Below are 18167 nucleotides of genomic sequence, written 5' to 3' on the forward strand. Positions count from 1 at the left end.
GGTGATGCTGCAGGTCAGCCAGCTCAATGCCTGGTATGGCGCAAGCCACGCTTTGCAGGACATCAGCCTCGAGGTGACCAGGGGCGAAATCGTCTGCCTGATCGGCCGCAATGGCGCCGGCAAGACGACGACGTTGAAATCGATCATGGGGTTGATAGGGCGGGCGCGCGGCTCGGTTATCTTCAAGGGTGAGGAACTGTTGCGCCAGCCGGCGCATGTGCGTTTCGCGTTGGGGCTCGCCTATGTACCCGAAGAGCGGCGGATCGTGCAGGGACTGTCGGTGCGGGAAAACCTGCGGCTTGGGCTGGTCGCTTCGAAGCATAAGAAGCGGGAAGCCGAGCTGATCGACGAGATCGCCGTGATCTTCCCGCGACTGGCCGAGCGCATGGATCAAGAGGCGGTCACGATGTCCGGCGGAGAGCAGCAGATGCTGGCGATCGCGCGCGCGATGATCGCAAAGCCCGACCTGATCATGCTGGATGAACCGTCGGAGGGGATCATGCCGGTCCTGGTCGACGAGATGTTCGAGCTGTTCCGGAGCATGAAGGCGCAAGGAACGACGGTTTTGCTGGTCGAGCAGAACGTCGAGCTCGCGCTCGGCATCGCCGATCGGGCCTATGTGCTGGATCAAGGGTCCGTCGTGCACCAGGCCTCTGCGCAGGCGCTGCTGGCCGATGACGAGATCAAGGAGCGATACTGCTCGGTGTGAGCAGGCTCTCGGATCAGCCTGCGTGCCATCGTGTTGCGCGTGCCGGTCAGGATCACCGGGCTTGCGCCGAGCGCCTTGGCCACAGCAACTGCGAGAAGTCCGATCGGCCCTGGACCGATCACCACGACGCTCTCGCCGGCCACCAATCCCCCCAATTCCGTCAAGCCATACATCGATGTCCCGGCAGTCACCACGAGCGTCGCCTCCGCGTCGCTCATACTGTCCGGCACCCGCGCCAGCGTGTTGATGTGGTTGACCGCGTATTCGGCGAACCCGCCATCGGTCGTAAAGCCGTTGGCGCGATGACCCTTCTCGGGCTTTCCATAGTTGAGACAGGACGTGTACATGCCCTGGCGGCAGCGTTTGCATTGGCCGCAGCCGGCGTGCATCTCGACGCTGATCCTCTCGCCGATTTTGAACTCGTCGACATCAGGGCCGAGCGCGGCAACCGTTCCCATATATTCGTGGCCCGGTGTGAAGTTCTTGTTGAAGGGCGGGCCACCCTGAATGCTTGCCGGCGACCCGGCATGGATAATTTCGAGATCGGTGGCGCAGATCGCAACTGCGTCGATGCGAACCAGCACCTCGGCACGCGACGGGATCGGCGTTGGCTTTTCTCGAAGGAAGAGCTGGTCGGGGTCGCCAAGGACCCAGGCTTTCATCAGGTCGGGAACGGCAAGATCGGGCGATGTCTCGACCCCGGGCGGTTGGTACATGGGCGCCTCCTCTTTTGGCTGGCAGCCTAGCCCGAAACGACCGGCAGCGACGAGCCTCCCATCGTTGGCTTCGCATTTGCTGCACGGCAGCAAGCGCGTCGCAAAACCTTCATACGTGGCCTATACTTGGTCGCCCGGTTGATGTTGAAATCCTCATTGCATCCACTCCCAGACCGGAGCCTCCCATGAAGATCGTCCGCCTTGTCCTTGCGTTGCTGGCGCTGACACTGATCGCGCCCTGGCAATCCGCCAAGGCGGCCGACGTGATCTGCTACAACTGCCCGCCGGAATGGGCCGATTGGGCCTCGATGCTGAAGGCGATCAAGGCGGACCTCAACTACGACATCCCGCATGACAACAAGAATTCCGGCCAGGCGCTGGCCCAGATCCTGGCCGAGAAGAGCAATCCGGTCGGCGATATCGGCTATTTCGGCGTGACCTTCGGCATGAAAGCCAAGGCCCAGGACGCGCTCGAGCCCTACAAGCCGGCGCATTGGGATCAGGTCCCCGCCGGCCTCAAGGACCCGGATGGCTATTGGACCACGATCCACTCCGGCACGCTCGGTCTGTTCGTGAACAAGGACGCGCTCGGCGGCAAGCCGGTGCCGGCCTGCTGGAAGGACCTCCTGAAGCCCGACTACAAGGGCATGGTCGGCTATCTCGATCCGTCGTCGGCGGCGGTTGGCTATGTCGGCGCGGTTGCCGTCAATCTGGCGCTCGGCGGCTCGCCCGGCAATTTCGATCCGGCGATCAATTTCTTCAAGGAGCTGCGCAAGAACGATCCGATCGTACCCAAGCAGACGTCCTATGCCCGCGTCGTCTCCGGCGAGATGCCGATCCTGTTCGACTACGACTTCAATGCTTATCGCGCGAAATATTCGGAGAAGGGCAACTTCGAGTTTGTGATTCCCTGCGAGGGCTCGGTGGTGTTTCCCTATGTTGTTGGTCTCGTGAAGAACGCGCCCGACAAGGAGAAGGCCAAGAAGGTGATGGACTATCTCTTGTCCGACAAGGGGCAGGCGATCTGGACCAATGCCTATCTGCGTCCGGCCCGCCCGATCGAACTGCCGGCTTCCGTGAAGGGCAAATTCCTCCCCGACAGCGACTATGCCCGCGCCAAGAGCGTCGACTGGGGCGAGATGGAAAACGTGCAAAAAGCCTTCGTCGACCGCTATCTCGCCGAGGTTCGCTGAGGCAATATGGTGCCCCTCGCCGGGGCACCATTCTTCCGATGTCGCAAAAATCCTTCGTCTGGTTCTGCCTGTTGCCGCTCGCCGTCGTGACCACGGCATTCTTCCTGTTGCCGATGGCTCGCCTCGTGGTCGCGGGTGCCGAAGGGCCGCACGGGCTCGCCGGGTATCTCGCCATCCTGACGGAAGGCCGCTATCGCGCGACGTTGATCAACACCGTGCTGCTGGCGGCCGCAACGACGGTCGTCACGCTGATCGTGGCGACGATTGCCGGCATGTTTCTGCAGCGGCACCGCTTTCCCGGGCGTGCCGTGCTGATCGCGATGCTGACCTTTCCGTTGGCTTTTCCCGGCGTAGTGGTCGGCTTCATGATCATTCTGCTGGCGGGCCGGCAAGGGCTGATCGGCGATCTCTCGAACCGGATCTTCGGCGAGAAATTCGTCTTCGCTTATTCGATCTACGGGCTCTTCCTCGGTTATCTCTACTTCTCGATCCCGCGCGTGATCCTCACCATCATGGCGGCCGTGCAAAAGCTCGATATCGGTCTGGAGGAAGCCGCGCGTTCGCTCGGTGCCAGCCCCTGGGCGGTGCAGCGTGACGTCGTGCTGCCGGCGCTGGCGCCGGCCTTCGTTGCGTCCGGCGCGATCGCGTTTGCGACCGCGATGGGGGCCTTCGGGACGGCTTTCACGCTGGCGACGAACATCGACGTGTTGCCGATGCTGATCTACACCGAGTTCACGCTGGCCGCCAACTTCGCGACCTCGGCCGCGCTGTCGGTGGGGCTCGGCCTGATCACCTGGCTCATCCTTGCGCTCGCCCGCACGTTCAGCGGCAGCGCGGTTGCGGCGGCCGGGTGAACGCATGCGCGATCGCCTGATCTTCACCGGCCAGTTGATCTTCACGCTGCTCGTTGCGGCCTTCCTGGTGGTGCCCGCGGGGCTTTCCATCTCCGCCGGCGTGACTGTCAATTATTTCCGGGGCATCCAGTCCGGCGTGACGCTGCAATGGGTCGCGCAGGTCTGGGATCTCTATGCCGGCACAATTCTGCTCTCCTTCGTGATCGCATTCGCGACGCTTGCGGTCACCTTGCTTGCGGGTGTTCCCGCGGCCTATGCCCTGCATACGCGGGGAGGACCGCTTGCCCGCATCGTCGAGGAAATCATCACGCTGCCGCTCGCAATCCCCGGGCTTGCGATCGCGCTTGCATTGCTGCTCGCATATGGGAGCTTTGGTGGCTTCCGCCGTTCCTGGCTCTTCATCCTGGTCGGACACGTGATCTTCACCATGCCGTTCATGGTGCGGTCCGTCATGGCGGTGTTTGCAACCGTCGACGTCAAGACGCTGGATGAGGGCGCCGCCTCGCTGGGCGCATCGCCTTGGCGGCGCTTCTGCGATGTCATCGTGCCGAACGCGCTGCCCGGAATTCTTGCCGGCGCACTGATGGTGGTCACGCTCTCGCTCGGTGAATTCAATCTGACCTGGATGCTGCATACGCCGTTGACGAAGACGCTGCCGATCGGGCTCGCCGACAGCTACGCCTCGATGCGGCTCGAAGTGGCCTCGGCCTACACGCTGATCTTCTTCGTGATGATCATTCCACTCCTGGTCGCAATGCAACTGCTGGCTGACAGGGATCACAAGCGATGAGTACGGCGGGACACGGCGCTGCGGTGCGGATCGAGAGTTGCGGCAAGACATTTGCCGACGGCACGCGTGCGCTCGATCCCGCGACCCTCGATATCGCGCGCGGCGAGACGCTGGTACTGCTCGGCCCGTCCGGCTGCGGCAAGACCACGATGCTGCGCATCATCGCGGGCCTCGAACTGCCGGATACCGGCGGCAAGGTCCTGTTCGACGGCAAGGATATGACCTTGGTCCCGATCGAGCGGCGCAATGTCGGGATGGTGTTCCAGTCCTACGCCCTGTTTCCCAACATGACGGTGGCGGACAATATCGCCTATGGCTTGAAGATCCGCGGCGTTGCCAGGGACGAGCGTGCCGCACGCGTCGCCGAACTCGTGACTCTCACGAACATCACGGGATTGGAGAACCGCCGCATCGACCAGCTTTCGGGTGGCCAACGTCAGCGCGTTGCGCTGGCGCGCGCGGTCGCGATCCGGCCCGGCATCCTGCTGCTCGACGAGCCTTTGACCGCGCTTGACGCCGCCTTGCGCGACCGGTTGCGCGGTGAGCTCAACCGGCTGTTGCGAGCACTTGGTATCACGACGATCTATGTCACCCATGATCAGGCCGAGGCGATGGAATTGGGTGACCGGATTGTGGTGATGCGGAAGGGAGCGATCGCCCAGATCGGCACGCCGCGCGAAGTCTACTTCGCGCCGAAGGATCGGTTCGTGGCGGAATTCATCGGAGCGGCGAACATCATTGAAGCGCCGATCGAGAATGGTGCAATGATCCTTCCCGGCGGACGACTGCCGATCGACGGCGGTGCGACAATTGCGAACGCTACCGTGATGATCCGCCCTGAAACCATTCGCGTTGCGGACGCTGGGGCAGGGCAGCTCTCGGGAACTGTCGATTCCGTCAGCTTCATTGGCGACCGACAGAGAATTGTCGTGAGCGGCGCATCGGGCAAGCCGCTCAATGTCGACGCGTCCAACACCATTCAGGCCAAGGTCGGCGATCGGGTCGGACTTTCGATTGCGGCCGACGCTGTTCGTCTTCTGCCTTCCGAACCATGAGATTCATCGATGCCGTCGAAACCGGTCCTCATCGCCCAGATATCCGACCTCCACATCAAGCCGCCGGGAGCGTTGGCCTATGGCCGGGTCGATACCGCCAAGGCGCTCGAACGCTGTGTGGCGGCGCTCAACGCATTCGAGCCGGCGCCCGACTTCGTTGTCATCTCGGGCGACCTCGTCGATACGCCGTCGGTTGAAGAATACGACTATCTGAAGCGATTGCTCGCGCCGCTGCGCTTGCCGTTTGCCGGCATTCCCGGCAATCACGATTCGCGTGAGTGGATGCGTGCCGCGTTTCCTGTCGCGTCCTATGCTCACGCGACGGGCCCGCTCGATCAGAAGATCGAGGTGAATGGCCTCGATCTGCTGCTGCTTGATTCAAGCGTTGCCGGGAAGCCGCACGGCATGCTCGAACCCGCCACGCTGCAATGGCTGGATGCGACGCTGGCGGCGGCCGTCGATCGGCCGGCGCTGCTCTTCCTGCATCACCCGCCGTTCAAGGGCGGTATCTGGCATATGGACCGCCAAGACCTGTTCAATGCCGACGAACTGGCAGGAATCGTCAGGCGTCACCCGCGCGTGCGGTTGATCGGCTGCGGGCACGTCCACCGCGCCATGCTGACGGCCTTTGCCGGAATTCCCGTGACGCTGTGCCCCGCGCCGAACCATGCGGTCGATCTGGACCTCGGACAGCTCCGCGAACCGTCGTTCAAGGTGGAACCGCCCGCCTTTCACTTGCACACCTGGTTTCCCGGGCAGGATTTTGGGCAGTTGGTCACCCACCAGGTCCCGATCGGTCAGTTTGACGGACCGCACCCGTTCTTTGGGCCAGACGGCAAGCTGCTGTAAGTTGGCGGCGCAGACCCCGCAGGGACTGTTTTGCCGGGCGAGAGTGTCGAGACGGACTGGACATTCCGCGTCACGGACGGTCCGCTGTCCGCAATTGAGCGTTGCATAGGCACATATTTATTCCAAATTGTACCTTGGATGCCTTCTAGCCCAATGCCACCGGGGCGGACCTATTGTTGCTGTAGTGGCCCGGTGGGGTTATAGTCCTTTCCGCTTTCATTGATCGATGGCTTTGTCGGTGTCCGCTCCTGGTAGCGGGCCGATTGAACGCAACACAATCAGTCTGGATCACAATGACCGGTGCGCCGCACATAGAACGAACTGCCGGCGCGCCGTCGTTTTCGAACAACAAGCTGTCGGTGCTGCGCAAGCATCCTTACTTTGCCGATCTCGAGCCCGAAGCGTTCGATCAGCTCTGCCGTTACGCAAAGCACACCACGCTGAAGCGCGGCACGACGATCTTTTCCAAGGGCGATCCGGGCACCAGCCTGATTGCGGTGATTTCGGGCACGGTAAAGATCAGCATCTCGTCGCCGGATGGTCGCAACGCCATCCTGAACCTGATCGAGGCAGGAGAGATCTTCGGCGAGATCGCACTGCTCGACGGCTTGTCGCGCACCGCTGATGCCACCGCCAACACCAATTGCGAACTGTTCGTCATCGACCGGCGCGAGTTCATTCCCTTCGTGCGTAGCCAGCCGACGCTGGCGATGAAGTTCATCGAATTGCTTTGCGCAAGGTTGCGCTGGACCAGCGACCAGGTCGAGCAGGTCATCCTGCAGGACCTGCCCGGCCGTCTGGCGAGCGCGCTGCTGCGCCTGAGCGACAAGCACAAGCCACAGGGGCGAACCATCTCGATCACCCAGCAGGAGATCAGCGAGATGGTCGGTATGACCCGCGAGAGCATCAACAAGCAGCTCCGCGCGTGGGCGACGCGCGGTTGGGTCAGGCTCGAGCACGGCGCGATCGTCGTGCTGAAGCCCGAGTCGCTTCAAGAGCTGGTCGACGCCGGGGCTGACGACGGCGAGTAGCACTCCGGCTGCTCGCTCTATCCGGCATTTCACGAAACGGTGAACCCGACAAGGCCTGTGAAATCATTCACATCGGCCTTGCGTGCCCTGCGGTAAGTGACCCCTAGGTGGATCAGATCCGCACTGTGGAGGAATCCATGCAGGGCTCTTTCGACAACCGACAGCAAGATCCAGACAGCAGCCAGGATCCGGGGAGCAACTACGAGAGCTTCAGCATCAAGCTGATCGCCTTGCCGGTGCTTGTGATCGTTGCACTGATCGGGATGCTGGTCAGTCATCCGGCCGCGGTCAAATGGATATCGGACGCAGCGCAGGCGGAGTTCGCCGCAACTTACGCCGTCGACACCGATCCGCTGCCAAAAATTGCCCAGCCGGGGCCCACGCCTCAGCCGCGCAACGAGATACGGACGGTGAAGGCCTACTGATCTTCGATACCGTCGTCGCGCGTCGGTGCGCGACGCCGGCAATTCAGATTGTCCAAGGGCCTGCCGCAATCCTCACGCGGCAACACCGAGCAGCTTTGCTGCAGTCCGGCCGAGAATGTTGGCCTTGTCGTCGTCGCTCAGCGATTCGCAGGCGAAGATGTGATCCACCGGTGCCGGTTGCCATGGATAGGGATAGTCGCTTCCCAGCACAATCTGGCTGGCGCCAACCTGGGCGGCGAGATGCCGGATGGCTTCAGGTGTGAAGACGAGGGAGTCGAAGTAGATCTGCTTGAGATATTCCGTCGGCGCCTTCTGGAGCCTCATATCCGGATTGCATCCCTTGGGTCCGACCAGGCAGGGATGGTCGGAGCGATCGGCGTATGAGGGGAGATAGCCGCCGCCATGCGCGGCGATGATCTTCAATCCCGGGAAGCGATCGAGCGTACCCTCGAAGATCAGGTGAGAGAGCGCGATCGTGGTCTCGAGCGGATTGCCGATCGTGTTGCCAAGCCAACCATTGCCTGACAGTCGCTTGTTGAGCTCGGGCACGCCCTGCGGATGGATGAACAGGGGGACACCGAGTTCCTCAGCCTTTGCCCATACGGGATGAAATCTGGAATCGGAGAATTCGACGCCGTCGACGACACCGCCGATCGCCGCACCCTTCAGTCCCTGTTTCTTGACCGCCGTTTCCAGCTCCTGCACCGCAAGGTCCGGCGCCTGCAGCGTCAGCGAGGCGAAGGCTGCGAACCGCTCGGGCTTCGAGGCGCAGAGTTCGGCGAGCTTTTCGTTCTGGATCTTGACGATCTTCCCCGCAAGATCGCGGTCGCGGTCGTACCAGAACGGGTTGATCGAAAGCACTTCCATATCGACAACCTGCGCATCCATCGCAGCCAGACGTTTGTCGATCTCGACAAAGGCTTCAGTGGCGCCGTTGACCGGTGGCAGTTGCAGCTTTCCGGCGTCGGCACCGAGCAGGGCGCCCGCCTCGCGGAAGTGGCAATGCGAATGGATGTCGATGGTCTTGACGCGCTTGCCATCGACGGTGACCGGCAACTTCTGCCGCGGTTGCTGCGCATTAGCGTTGTGGACGAGCCCGCAGCTGCAGAACACGATGCCTGCCGCCGCCGACGCTCCCGATTTCAGGAAATTCCGCCTTGTGGTCATGACGATCGCCTCCCTGTCTTTTGTTATGGCGGGGAGCCTATGGATGCCGGCGAGCGATCGCAAGATCGCACGCTGTGCGTGTTGCGCAATGTTGATCTGCAAGATGCCGGTGCGCTCAGTGCAGGACCTGGAGCTGCCGCGGCAGCCACAGCGAGATCTCCGGGAGATACGTCACGCACATCAGGACAAAGAACATCACCGCGTAGAACGGCCAGATCTTGCGCATGACCTGCTCGATCGTGACCTTGCCGACCGCGCAGCCGACAAACAGAATGGCTCCGACCGGTGGGTGGCACAGGCCGATGCCGAGATTGAGCAGCATGATCATGCCGAAATGAACCGGATCGACGCCGAAGTTCTTCATGACCGGCAACAGGATCGGCGTTGCGATCAGGATCGATGGCGCCATGTCGACGAGCGTGCCGAGCACCAGCAGCAGCACGTTGATCAGGAGCAGGATGACGTACTTGTTGTCGGAGATCGACAGGAAGAACGCGGTCATCTTGGCCGGCATCTGCGTCAGCGCCATGATGTAGCCGACGCTGGAGGCGCAGGCGATCAGCGTCATCACCATCGCGACCGTGCGCAATGTGCGATGGAGCAGCACCGGCAAATCGCGCCAGCGATAGTCGCGATAGATGAACATCGTGACGAAGAACGCCCAGATGCAGGCGATCGCGCCGGCTTCGATGGCGGTGAAGATGCCGCCGAGAATCCCGCCCAGGATGATGACGAGGGTGATGAGGCCCCAGGCGGCATCGATGGCGATCCGGATCGCCTCTTTGGCCGGTACGGTCTGGCCATGCGGGTGCTTTTCGCGATAGGCGACGGCCAGGCACAGAATGATCAGCGAGAAGCCGAGCAGCAGCCCCGGGAACACGCCGGCCATGAAGAGCGCGCTGATCGAGATCGTTCCGCCCGTCGCAAGCGAGTAGAGCACCGCATTGTGGCTCGGCGGCACCAGCAGGGCCTGAACCGACGAGGTGATCGTCAGGTTGGTCGCGAACACGCGCGGATAGCCGTTCTTTTCCATCTGCGGGATCATCACCGAGCCGATGGCGGATGTATCGGCGACCGCCGATCCGGAAATGCCGCTCAGGAAGGTCGTCGCAAGCACGTTGACGATCGACAGGCCGCCGCGCAGACGGGTCAGTCCAACCAGCACGTCGGCAAACGCAACCAGCCGCCGCGCCATGCCGCCCTCCGCCATGATCGCGCCGGCCAGTACGAAGAACGGGATCGTCAGCATCGCGACCTTGCTGACGCCGTCGGAGATCTTCAGCATCACCGCTTCCAGGGGAATGCCGATCCACAAGGCGCCGATGATCGCCGCCATCGCCAGCGAGTAGGCGATCGGCATGCCGATCAGGAAGCAGAGCAGCATCGTCGCGAGCAGAATGAGGATGTCCATCGTAGGCCTCTCGCGATCAATCGGCGGATAAGTCGCGGTGTGGTGCGATCGGATCGGGCGGCGCACCCAGGAAAATCCGCTCGATGATGAACAGCAGCAGGCAGGCGCCGCCGATCGGAATTGGAAGATAGGTGACGCCGACCGAAAGCGACGGGAAGTCGGCGATCGTGTTGTGCCAGGTCACCTCGACGAGCCGACAACCCCAGATGACCATGAACAGGGCGATCAGCCCCATCAGCAGCTGGACGACGAGGTCGGCGAGGCTGCGCAATGGGTCAGGCAGCTTGTTGGCGAAATATGCGACGTTCATGTGCAGGTTGAGCCGATAGCCGGCGGCTGCACCGATGAACGTCACGACGATGGTGAGCAACACCGCGAGCGGCTCGGGCCAGGATGCGGCGCTATTCAGCACGTAGCGCGTGAACACCGCCCAGGGGATGACTGCTGAAATCAGCACCAGTGCTGCAGAGCCCGTGATGACGCAGGCAAGATACAGATAGTCCATCGCGCGGCGATATGATCCGGCCATGTCATTTCCTGTAGGATAACGATTTCCCGTGTGGTGCGGTGTCAGGCAGACTGGATACGTCCGATCATGTCCTGGTATTTCGGGCCATATTTGTCCCACACCGGCTTGACCGCGTTCTGGAATGGCGCCTTGTCGGCGATCTCGATGATCTCGCACCCGGCCGCTTTCGCTTTGTCCATGGCCTGCTGCTCGTAGGTGTTCCAGAGCCCGCGCTCTTCCATCTGCGCGTCGCGGGCAAGCTTCCTGATCAGCGTCTGGTCATCGGCTGACAGCGCGGACCAGGCCCGTTTCGAGAACACCAGCAGCTCGGGCACGATCAAATGCTCGGTGAGCGTAAAGTGCTTCGCCGCGGTGTAGTGATTGCTGAAGACATAGCTCGGCGGATTGTTCTCGGCGCCGTCGATGACGCCGGTCTGCAGCGCGCTGAACACCTGATCGTAGCCCATCGCGACGCCGTTGCCGCCAAGCGCATTCATCATGTCGATGAAGATCGGATTGCCGATGACGCGGAACTTGAGGCCCTTGATGTCGGCGATCGTCTTGATCGAATGCTTGGTGTTGTAGAGGCTGCGCGCTCCTGAATTCATCCAGCACAGGGCGACCAGGCCGGCATTGGGGCTCGCGGTGATCTTGTCCAGCAGCTCCTGGCCGATCGGGCCATCCATCATTCGCTCGGCGTGCGCCATGTTCTTGAACAGGAAGGGCATGTTGACGACGTTGATGTCGTCGACGATGGGGCCGATCGAGCCCGCGCTGACGCGCAACATCTGGATCGCGCCGATCTGGGTTTGCTCGATGGTTTCCTTCTCACCGCCGAGCTGCATCGAGGGGAACATCTGCAGCGACAGGCGGCCGTTGGTCGCCGCCGCGAGCTTCTTGCCGAGATTTTCTGTCGCGACCACGGTCGGGTAGCCCGGAGGCTGGACGTCGGATGCCTTGAAGACGGCTTTCGATTGGGCAACCGCTGTCTGCGCTGAGGTCGCCGCGATCGCGCCAAGGCCGGCGCCGATCTTGATGAGGTCGCGGCGGTTGAGCCCGGCGCCGCGGTGCTGCGATCGATCCGTACGGTTCATGTTGTTTCCTTCCAAAACTGCTGGCCGGAGTCCGGCCGCGGTCATGCCGGTTGGCCTTGCTCGTCGAAGAACTCCGGATTGTTGCGCTGGGTCGCCGAGATGTCGGCCAGGAGCCGTTCGAGATGTCTGGCCATCGCGATCCCGGCAGATGCCGGGTCGCGTGCCTCGATCGCGGCCATGACGGCTTCATGCTCGGCGATGACTTCGGCCATCCGTCCGCGCTGCGGCAGGGTGAGCCATCGGAAGCGGTCGACGTGAACCTTGACCTGCAGGATCAGCTTCCAGATGCCGGGGTGTCCGGCAACATCAGCGATGGCGGCGTGAAAGGCCTCGTCGGCCTGATGGAAGGCGTCGCGATCCCCGGCCGTCTCCGCCTCGCGTTGGCGTTCGAGAATCGCGCGCAGGCCAAGGATCTGGCTCGCGCTGGCGCGCTCGGTTGCCATCCGGGTCGTGGTTTCCTCCAGCGATCGGCGGACGATGATCGCTTCGGGGAGGGCGGCGAGCGGGATGCGCGATACGAAGATGCCGGATTGCGGGAAGATCTCGACCAGGCCTTCGTCCGACAGCCGCAGAATGGCTTCCCGCACCGGCGTCCGGCTGACGCCATATGCGCGTGCGATCTCGGTCTCGAGGATCGGGTCGCCTGGCTTGCGCTGCAACGCGACGAGTTCGGCGCGCAGCTCGGCATAGATCCGAGCCGCTGCCGTTGCAGTCCGCGGACGGCCCGTCCGCCTGTGGCCGGCGCGGTTGCGGAGCTCCGGCTTTTTCGGCGAGCGGGCGGCCATCGTTGCTCCCAAAACTAATATATTAGTATATGATGACAGCACGGAACGCAAACGAGCAGCGCGCGCGTCCCGGGAAGTCCGCGTCAGCCGGAGACAAAGCCGGCCTGGTTGCGTAGTTCGGACGTCTTCGCCGAGGTCAGCAGCGCGATCAGGCGGTGCGCCTGCGATGCAGCTGCTGCGTGCGTCGGAATGGCGGCCGTATACATGGTCGCGAGCCCGCATCCCGGCGGCAAGGTGCCCGACAGCACGACGCCTCCGGTGCTGATGATCTCGGTCGATTGCGTGCAGCCGATCGGCCGCCGGTCACGGGACTCGGCCAGATGCCGCATCGCCGTCGCGCCGTTCGGAAAGACTTTCAGCCGGTCAGCGACGATTTCGGCGATGTCGAGTTGCGCGAGCACTTTGGCAACGTGAATTCCGGCTGTCGACGCCCTGGTATCGGGCACGAAGATCGCGTCCGTCGCGAGCAGCGCCGCGCGCAGGCTGATCGCGTTGTTGGCGCTGACCAATGGATCGCCGGCACGAACTGCAAGAGCAGTTTCAACGCGACCGATGTCGGTGATCGACGACCGCACAACCAGTCCTTCGTCGGCAAGCTGCGCGATCAGGGCGGCGGTCAGGATGACGATGTCGGTCGGAACGCCGGCGCGCAGCCTGTCGGCCATGGCGCCGACCGCGCCGAAATCGCCGGCAATGCCGAGGTCGGTTTCGGTCTTGAACGCCGGCTCCAGGCTACGCACCAGGCCTTGCGCCGCGCCGCCACTCAAGATGTTCAACGTCTTCATGTCCGCAGTTCCATCGCCACATCTTGCCGCAGCTTGCTTATTGGGCTTTGTCCAGCCGCCTGACGACATCTGCCCACTTCACGATATCGGCGCGCAGGAATTGGTCGAACGCCTCCGGCGTCATTGTCATCGGCACCGCGCCCTGCGCGGCCCACAGCTTCTCGACATCCGGCCGCCTGATTGCGGCGTTCACGGCTGTGTTGAGCTTGTCGATGATCGGCTTAGGCGTACCCGCCGGGGCCATCAGGCCGAGCCAGATCGTCGCCTCGTATCCGGAAACGCCTGCCTCCGCCACAGTCGGAACATTGGGCAGGACCGCGGAACGTGTCTTGCCGGTTGTTGCGAGCGCGCGCACCTGGCTTTCGCCGACATTCGGTGCCATCGCCGGAACCGCATCGATCATCATCTGGACCTGGCCGCCGATGATGCCGCTGCGGGCCTCGCCGCTGTTGCGATAGGGCACGTGCACGAGGTCGATCCCGGCCGTGGCTTTGAACAATTCGCCGGCCATGTGGTAGGGCGTGCCCTGACCTGACGAGGCATAGTTCAGCTTCCCGGGTTGGGCTTTGGCAAGGGCGATGAATTCCTGCAGGGTCTTTGCCGGCACGTCGGGGTGGACCGCGATCACGAGATCCGAGGAGTTCAGGGGCGCGATCGGCGTCAGGTCCTGCATCAGCTCATATTTGCGTTGCGGCACCAGCGATTCATTTGCGGTCTGGGTGTTCGACATCATCAGAAGCGTGTAGCCATCGGCCGGTGCCTTGGCGACCTCGAGCGTGCCGATCACGCCGCCCGCACCCGTGCGGTTCTCGACCACGAAGGGCTGGCCGAGGCCTTCCTGCAAGATGTTGCCGATCTGTCGCGCGACGACATCGGCCGGACCGCCGGGACCGAAGGGAACGATGATCCTGACCGGTCGCGCGGGATAGTCTTCGGCATCCGCGTGTGAGGATGATATCGATACGATCAGCAACACAGCGACAAACACCAAGGCGTACCGCAAGCCCGCCATTGATGGCGCATCCGGGCTACAGTGGCACCATCATGACCGCGACCTATCAGATGCAGCGCGATCTCGGCTGGACCTTTTTCGAGCAGCTCGCCAGGCAGAACATCATGCAGGTGCAGTCCTCGACCGATCCGCCGAAGAAGCTCGATCTCGGCGAGCGCGCGGTGATGGCCGACGGCAACGAGTACAACATCTTTCAGATGAAGGAGATGGGCCGCCCGGTCGAGCCGGTCTACGCCACCGAGGGGTCGCCGATCATTGTTGGCCCGAATGGGATCTTCAAGGATTGTCCGCATCCGAATGCTGCCAGGCTGTTTCAGTCGTTCGCGCTCGGACGCGAAGGGCAGCAGCTCAATGTCGAGATCGGTGGCCTCAGGTCCGTCCACGCGCAGGCCCAGGAGAAGGCCGGGCGCAAGCCGCTGAAGGACATCAAGACGATGAAGGACGATCCCGTGGCGGTGGAGCGGGAAGGGGAATCGATCAAGGCGCGCTACACCCGCATCTTCCGCGTTTAATCGTCGGGGCGGGCGGTTAGCATTCCGGTCTCGGCGCTTGCCGCATGGCTCATGCACGGTTTTCGCCCGGACTGGGGCAATAATGCCCCTCGGCGGAGGGGATATTTGATGTTACCAATTTGGCATGAACCAGCATGCCAAGGTCGATATTCGTCATTCAACCTGTCCGCACGATTGCCCCTCGGCATGTGCGCTCGACGTCGAGGTGATCGACGGACGCTCGATCGGCAGGGTCCGCGGCTCCAAGCAACAGACCTATACGGCCGGCGTGGTCTGCGCCAAGGTCGCGCGCTACGCCGAGCGAATTCATCATGCGGAGCGGCTGATGCATCCGCTGCGCCGGACCGGGCCGAAGGGCTCCGGCCAGTTCGCGCGGATCTCATGGGACGAGGCGCTGGACGAGATCGCGGCGCGTTTCGACGCCGCGGAACGCGAGTTCGGCGCCGAGTCGGTCTGGCCCTATTACTACGCGGGCACCATGGGGCTCGTGATGCGCGACGGCCTCAACCGGCTGTCGCATGTGAAGAAGTATTCGCGCTTCTACGGCACGATCTGTTCAACCATCGCGCGCATCGGCTTTGCCGCCGGGACCGGCAAGATTGCCGGCGTCGACCCGCGCGAGATGGGCGTCTCCGACCTCGTCGTGATCTGGGGCACCAATCCGGTGAATACCCAGGTCAACGTGATGACGCATGCATCGCGTGCGCGGAAGGAGCGCGGCGCAAAGATCGCGGCGGTCGACGTCTACAACAACGAGACCATGAAGCAGGCCGATATCAAGATCCTGCTGCGGCCGGGGACCGATGGCGCCTTCGCCTGCGCCGTGATGCACGTGCTGTTCCGCGAGGGATTTGCCGATCGCGATTATCTGGCGCGCTATACCGATTGCCCCGATGAGCTGGAAGCGCATCTGAAGACCCGCACGCCGGAATGGGCGTCGGCGATCTCGGGCGTGCCGGTCGAGGAGATCGAGGCATTCGCGCGGCTGGTCGGGACCACCAAGCGCTCGTTCTTCCGTCTTGGCTACGGCTTCACCCGCAGCCGCAACGGTGCGGCGCAGATGCACGCTGCGACCTGCATTCCCGCGGTGACCGGCGCCTGGCAATACGAAGGCGGCGGCGCGTTCTTCAACAATGCCGGGATCTGGCGCTTCGACGAATCGATCATCGAAGGCCACGACGCGATCGATCCCACCACGCGGGTTCTCGATCAGTCGAAGATCGGCCGGATCCTGACCGGCGATACCGAAGCGCTGCGCGGCGGCGGGCCGGTCAAGGCGATGCTGATCCAGAACACCAATCCAATGACGGTGGCGCCCGAGCAGGCGCTGGTGCGGCACGGCTTTGCCCGCGAGGATCTGTTCGTTGCAGTGCACGAGCAGTTCATGACCGAGACGGCGCAGATGGCCGACATCGTGCTGCCGGCGACCATGTTCATGGAGCACGACGACCTCTATTACGGCGGCGGTCATCAGCACATCTCGGTCGGCCCGAAGCTGATCGATCCGCCCGGCGAGTGCCGTTCCAATCACGAAGTGATGCAGGGGCTCGGCCGCCGCCTCAATGCCGTGCATCCCGGCTTCGACATGGCGGCGCGCGAACTGATCGATGCGACGCTGAAGAAGAGCGGCCACGGCAACATCGAAGCGCTCGAGGCTGATATCTGGCGCGATCTGCAGCCGGACTTCCGCACCTCGCATTATCTCGACGGCTTCGCCCATGCCGACAAGAAATTCCACTTCAGGGTGGATTGGGGCAAGGTCCCGGTCGGCTCAGGCGGGCTGATGGGTGCATGGGACAAGATGCCCTCGCTGCCCGACCACTGGACCATCATCGAGGAGGCGGACGCGCAGCATCCGTTCCGGCTCGCGACGTCGCCGTCGCGCAGCTTCCTCAACACCAGCTTCAACGAAACGCCGTCGTCGCAGGCTCGCGAGGGCGTGCCGACCGTGATGATCCATCCCGACGATGCGGCCGGCCTGTCGATCGCCGACGGCGATGCCGTGACGCTCGGCAACATGCGTGGCGAGACGACGCTCACCGCGAAGCTGTTCGACGGCGTCCGCCGCGGCGTGCTGATCGCCGAGTCGATCCACCCCAACAAGTCCCATATCGGCGGGCGCGGCATCAACATGCTGACCGGCGCGGAGGCCGTCGCACCGCTCGGCGGCGCCGCGTTCCACGACAACAAGGTCTGGATCAGGAAGGCGCCCGCCGCCGCATAATCCTGCTTGCAGTCGGCGCCGATCCTGCCGCAAATGTCGACTGACAACAGCGCACGGCTAAGAAAACAGGCAGGAAACATGACCGACAACAGCGTTCTTCTCGAGAAGCGCGGGCAGGCCTTCTGGATCACGATCAACCGCCCGGACAAGCGCAACGCGCTCAATGCCGGTGTGATCGCGGGCATCGCGCGGGGCTATCGCGAGGCGCATGACGACAAGGACGTGCGCGTCATCGTGCTGACCGGCGCGGGCGACAAGGCGTTCTGCGCCGGCGCCGATCTGCAGAACAGCGGCGCGGCGTTCTCGATGGACTTTTCGCGTCCGAATGTCGACTACGCCGATCTGCTGCGGCTGTCGCAGAATGCGACCAAGCCCGCGATCGCGCGGGTCGGGGGGGTCTGCATGGCCGGCGGCATGGGGCTGCTGTGCATGACCGACATGGCGGTGGCCGCCGATGGCGTGATCTTCGGCCTGCCCGAGGTGAAGGTCGGTGTGTTTCCGATGCAGGTGCTGAGCCTGCTGCAATCGATCGCCCCCGCACGCCTCATCAACGAATGGGCGCTGACCGGCGAGCCGTTCGACGCCGCGACTGCCAAGGCTGCGGGCCTTCTCAACTACGTGGTGCCGGCGGCCGAACTCGACGCCAAGGTCGATTGGCTGATCGGCCGCATCGTCGACAAGTCACCGACCGCGATCCGCCGCGGCAAATACGCGATGCGCGCGATCGCCTCGATGTCGTTCGACGAAAGCATCGCCTACACCGAAAGCCAGATCGCGCTGCTTGCGATGACCGAGGACGCCAAGGAAGGCCTCAAGGCTTTTGGTGAGAAGCGCAAGCCGACCTGGACCGGACGCTGAGGCATCACCGGGCGTCTTCACCTCGCCCGCGTGCGGCCGCCGCAGGCGCGCACTGTCAAAATATCGAAAACAACCCCATGCAAAGGAGCCTATGGCGGCCGGCGTTCGACAAGACAGCTTGACACGTCGGGCAAATCAGTGCTCTATTTCCATTATTCCGAAATCGTGCTTGCTCGCTCCGGCCCGTCT

Annotated in this window: 19 protein-coding genes; 11 read left to right on the forward strand and 8 right to left on the reverse strand. The window is 63.1% G+C overall.

The features are described from left to right. The first annotated feature begins 4 nt into the window (after positions 1 to 4). Complete coding sequence (locus H8A95_RS00855) at positions 5 to 709, forward strand: ABC transporter ATP-binding protein (protein ID WP_229181402.1); 705 nt, start codon at positions 5 to 7, stop codon at positions 707 to 709. On the opposite strand, the gene H8A95_RS00860 is transcribed toward H8A95_RS00855, so the two are convergent. Then, positions 628 to 1425, reverse strand: coding sequence for a zinc-dependent alcohol dehydrogenase (locus H8A95_RS00860; protein WP_229181355.1), 798 nt, complete (start codon positions 1423 to 1425; stop codon positions 628 to 630). The two genes, H8A95_RS00855 and H8A95_RS00860, sit on opposite strands and share 82 nt — an antisense overlap. 185 nt (positions 1426 to 1610) lie before the next feature. On the opposite strand from H8A95_RS00860, the gene H8A95_RS00865 reads away from it, so the two are divergent. The 7 genes from H8A95_RS00865 (at position 1611) to H8A95_RS00895 (ending at position 7622) form a co-directional block, all read left to right on the forward strand. Then, a complete protein-coding gene (locus tag H8A95_RS00865; protein ID WP_229181356.1) occupies positions 1611 to 2618 on the forward strand; it encodes an ABC transporter substrate-binding protein in 1008 nt (335 codons plus the stop codon). 38 nt (positions 2619 to 2656) lie between these two features. Then, positions 2657 to 3472, forward strand: coding sequence for an ABC transporter permease (locus tag H8A95_RS00870; RefSeq protein ID WP_229181357.1), 816 nt, complete (start codon positions 2657 to 2659; stop codon positions 3470 to 3472). A gap of 4 nt (positions 3473 to 3476) precedes the next feature. After that, the gene (locus H8A95_RS00875) at positions 3477 to 4262 is read left to right on the forward strand and encodes an ABC transporter permease (protein ID WP_229181358.1); all 786 of its coding nucleotides are present in this window, start codon (positions 3477 to 3479) and stop codon (positions 4260 to 4262) included. Next, complete coding sequence (locus tag H8A95_RS00880; RefSeq protein WP_229181359.1) at positions 4259 to 5317, forward strand: ABC transporter ATP-binding protein; 1059 nt, start codon at positions 4259 to 4261, stop codon at positions 5315 to 5317. Before H8A95_RS00875 ends, H8A95_RS00880 begins: the two co-directional genes overlap by 4 nt. Positions 5318 to 5326: 9 nt before the next feature. Continuing rightward, complete coding sequence (locus H8A95_RS00885; RefSeq protein WP_229181360.1) at positions 5327 to 6166, forward strand: phosphodiesterase; 840 nt, start codon at positions 5327 to 5329, stop codon at positions 6164 to 6166. Between the two features lie 293 nt (positions 6167 to 6459). After that, the gene (locus H8A95_RS00890; protein ID WP_229181361.1) at positions 6460 to 7197 is read left to right on the forward strand and encodes a Crp/Fnr family transcriptional regulator; all 738 of its coding nucleotides are present in this window, start codon (positions 6460 to 6462) and stop codon (positions 7195 to 7197) included. 137 nt (positions 7198 to 7334) lie between these two features. Beyond that, positions 7335 to 7622 (forward strand): hypothetical protein, encoded by a 288-nt coding sequence (locus H8A95_RS00895; protein WP_229181362.1) that lies wholly within the window; start codon positions 7335 to 7337, stop codon positions 7620 to 7622. Positions 7623 to 7694: 72 nt separating this feature from the next. Here the strand turns inward: H8A95_RS00895 and H8A95_RS00900 are convergent, their stop codons facing one another. The 7 genes from H8A95_RS00900 to H8A95_RS00930 all read right to left on the reverse strand — a co-directional run bounded on the left by H8A95_RS00900 (position 7695) and on the right by H8A95_RS00930 (position 14384). Continuing rightward, positions 7695 to 8789 carry an amidohydrolase family protein gene (locus tag H8A95_RS00900; RefSeq protein WP_229181363.1) on the reverse strand — a complete coding sequence of 365 codons (1095 nt, stop codon included), beginning with the start codon at positions 8787 to 8789 and terminating at the stop codon, positions 7695 to 7697. Between the two features lie 115 nt (positions 8790 to 8904). Continuing rightward, entirely contained in the window at positions 8905 to 10200 is a 1296-nt protein-coding gene (locus H8A95_RS00905) for a TRAP transporter large permease (protein ID WP_229181364.1), read from the reverse strand. Positions 10201 to 10216: 16 nt separating this feature from the next. Further along, entirely contained in the window at positions 10217 to 10729 is a 513-nt protein-coding gene (locus H8A95_RS00910; protein ID WP_229181365.1) for a TRAP transporter small permease, read from the reverse strand. A 41-nt stretch (positions 10730 to 10770) separates the two neighbouring features. Then, complete coding sequence (locus H8A95_RS00915) at positions 10771 to 11802, reverse strand: TRAP transporter substrate-binding protein (protein ID WP_229181366.1); 1032 nt, start codon at positions 11800 to 11802, stop codon at positions 10771 to 10773. A 41-nt stretch (positions 11803 to 11843) separates the two neighbouring features. Next, on the reverse strand, positions 11844 to 12587 hold the full coding sequence (locus H8A95_RS00920) for a GntR family transcriptional regulator (RefSeq protein ID WP_229181367.1): 744 nt from the start codon (positions 12585 to 12587) through the stop codon (positions 11844 to 11846). Positions 12588 to 12670: 83 nt separating this feature from the next. Further along, complete coding sequence (locus H8A95_RS00925; RefSeq protein ID WP_229181368.1) at positions 12671 to 13372, reverse strand: molybdate ABC transporter substrate-binding protein; 702 nt, start codon at positions 13370 to 13372, stop codon at positions 12671 to 12673. Between the two features lie 37 nt (positions 13373 to 13409). Next, positions 13410 to 14384: a tripartite tricarboxylate transporter substrate binding protein gene (locus H8A95_RS00930; RefSeq protein WP_229181369.1), complete on the reverse strand. Its 975-nt coding sequence runs from the start codon at positions 14382 to 14384 to the stop codon at positions 13410 to 13412. 2 nt (positions 14385 to 14386) lie between these two features. Here H8A95_RS00930 and H8A95_RS00935 point away from each other — a divergent pair, with 2 nt between their 5' ends. From H8A95_RS00935 to H8A95_RS00945, 3 genes are all read left to right on the forward strand, one after another. Further along, entirely contained in the window at positions 14387 to 14896 is a 510-nt protein-coding gene (locus tag H8A95_RS00935; protein ID WP_229181370.1) for an ABC transporter substrate-binding protein, read from the forward strand. A gap of 124 nt (positions 14897 to 15020) precedes the next feature. After that, the gene (locus tag H8A95_RS00940) at positions 15021 to 17120 is read left to right on the forward strand and encodes a molybdopterin oxidoreductase family protein (RefSeq protein ID WP_229181371.1); all 2100 of its coding nucleotides are present in this window, start codon (positions 15021 to 15023) and stop codon (positions 17118 to 17120) included. A 78-nt stretch (positions 17121 to 17198) separates the two neighbouring features. Next, entirely contained in the window at positions 17199 to 17978 is a 780-nt protein-coding gene (locus H8A95_RS00945; RefSeq protein WP_229181372.1) for an enoyl-CoA hydratase/isomerase family protein, read from the forward strand. Positions 17979 to 18167 lie beyond the last annotated feature (189 nt).

Source organism: Bradyrhizobium oropedii (assembly GCF_020889685.1).
GTDB classification, from domain to species: domain Bacteria; phylum Pseudomonadota; class Alphaproteobacteria; order Rhizobiales; family Xanthobacteraceae; genus Bradyrhizobium; species Bradyrhizobium oropedii.

What these genes read in the sequence shown, in the direction of transcription:
- H8A95_RS00925 (WP_229181368.1), bottom strand. Translation starts at nt 13,372, where the DNA reads ATGAAGACGTTGAACATCTTGAGTGGCGGCGCGGCGCAAGGCCTGGTG.
- H8A95_RS00870 (WP_229181357.1), top strand. Translation starts at nt 2,657, where the DNA reads ATGTCGCAAAAATCCTTCGTCTGGTTCTGCCTGTTGCCGCTCGCCGTC.
- H8A95_RS00885 (WP_229181360.1), top strand. Translation starts at nt 5,327, where the DNA reads ATGCCGTCGAAACCGGTCCTCATCGCCCAGATATCCGACCTCCACATC.
- H8A95_RS00900 (WP_229181363.1), bottom strand. Translation starts at nt 8,789, where the DNA reads ATGACCACAAGGCGGAATTTCCTGAAATCGGGAGCGTCGGCGGCGGCA.
- H8A95_RS00945 (WP_229181372.1), top strand. Translation starts at nt 17,199, where the DNA reads ATGACCGACAACAGCGTTCTTCTCGAGAAGCGCGGGCAGGCCTTCTGG.
- H8A95_RS00930 (WP_229181369.1), bottom strand. Translation starts at nt 14,384, where the DNA reads ATGGCGGGCTTGCGGTACGCCTTGGTGTTTGTCGCTGTGTTGCTGATC.
- H8A95_RS00875 (WP_229181358.1), top strand. Translation starts at nt 3,477, where the DNA reads ATGCGCGATCGCCTGATCTTCACCGGCCAGTTGATCTTCACGCTGCTC.
- H8A95_RS00865 (WP_229181356.1), top strand. Translation starts at nt 1,611, where the DNA reads ATGAAGATCGTCCGCCTTGTCCTTGCGTTGCTGGCGCTGACACTGATC.
- H8A95_RS00915 (WP_229181366.1), bottom strand. Translation starts at nt 11,802, where the DNA reads ATGAACCGTACGGATCGATCGCAGCACCGCGGCGCCGGGCTCAACCGC.
- H8A95_RS00905 (WP_229181364.1), bottom strand. Translation starts at nt 10,200, where the DNA reads ATGGACATCCTCATTCTGCTCGCGACGATGCTGCTCTGCTTCCTGATC.
- H8A95_RS00910 (WP_229181365.1), bottom strand. Translation starts at nt 10,729, where the DNA reads ATGGCCGGATCATATCGCCGCGCGATGGACTATCTGTATCTTGCCTGC.
- H8A95_RS00935 (WP_229181370.1), top strand. Translation starts at nt 14,387, where the DNA reads ATGGCGCATCCGGGCTACAGTGGCACCATCATGACCGCGACCTATCAG.
- H8A95_RS00860 (WP_229181355.1), bottom strand. Translation starts at nt 1,425, where the DNA reads ATGTACCAACCGCCCGGGGTCGAGACATCGCCCGATCTTGCCGTTCCC.
- H8A95_RS00855 (WP_229181402.1), top strand. Translation starts at nt 5, where the DNA reads ATGCTGCAGGTCAGCCAGCTCAATGCCTGGTATGGCGCAAGCCACGCT.
- H8A95_RS00890 (WP_229181361.1), top strand. Translation starts at nt 6,460, where the DNA reads ATGACCGGTGCGCCGCACATAGAACGAACTGCCGGCGCGCCGTCGTTT.
- H8A95_RS00940 (WP_229181371.1), top strand. Translation starts at nt 15,021, where the DNA reads ATGAACCAGCATGCCAAGGTCGATATTCGTCATTCAACCTGTCCGCAC.
- H8A95_RS00880 (WP_229181359.1), top strand. Translation starts at nt 4,259, where the DNA reads ATGAGTACGGCGGGACACGGCGCTGCGGTGCGGATCGAGAGTTGCGGC.
- H8A95_RS00920 (WP_229181367.1), bottom strand. Translation starts at nt 12,587, where the DNA reads ATGGCCGCCCGCTCGCCGAAAAAGCCGGAGCTCCGCAACCGCGCCGGC.
- H8A95_RS00895 (WP_229181362.1), top strand. Translation starts at nt 7,335, where the DNA reads ATGCAGGGCTCTTTCGACAACCGACAGCAAGATCCAGACAGCAGCCAG.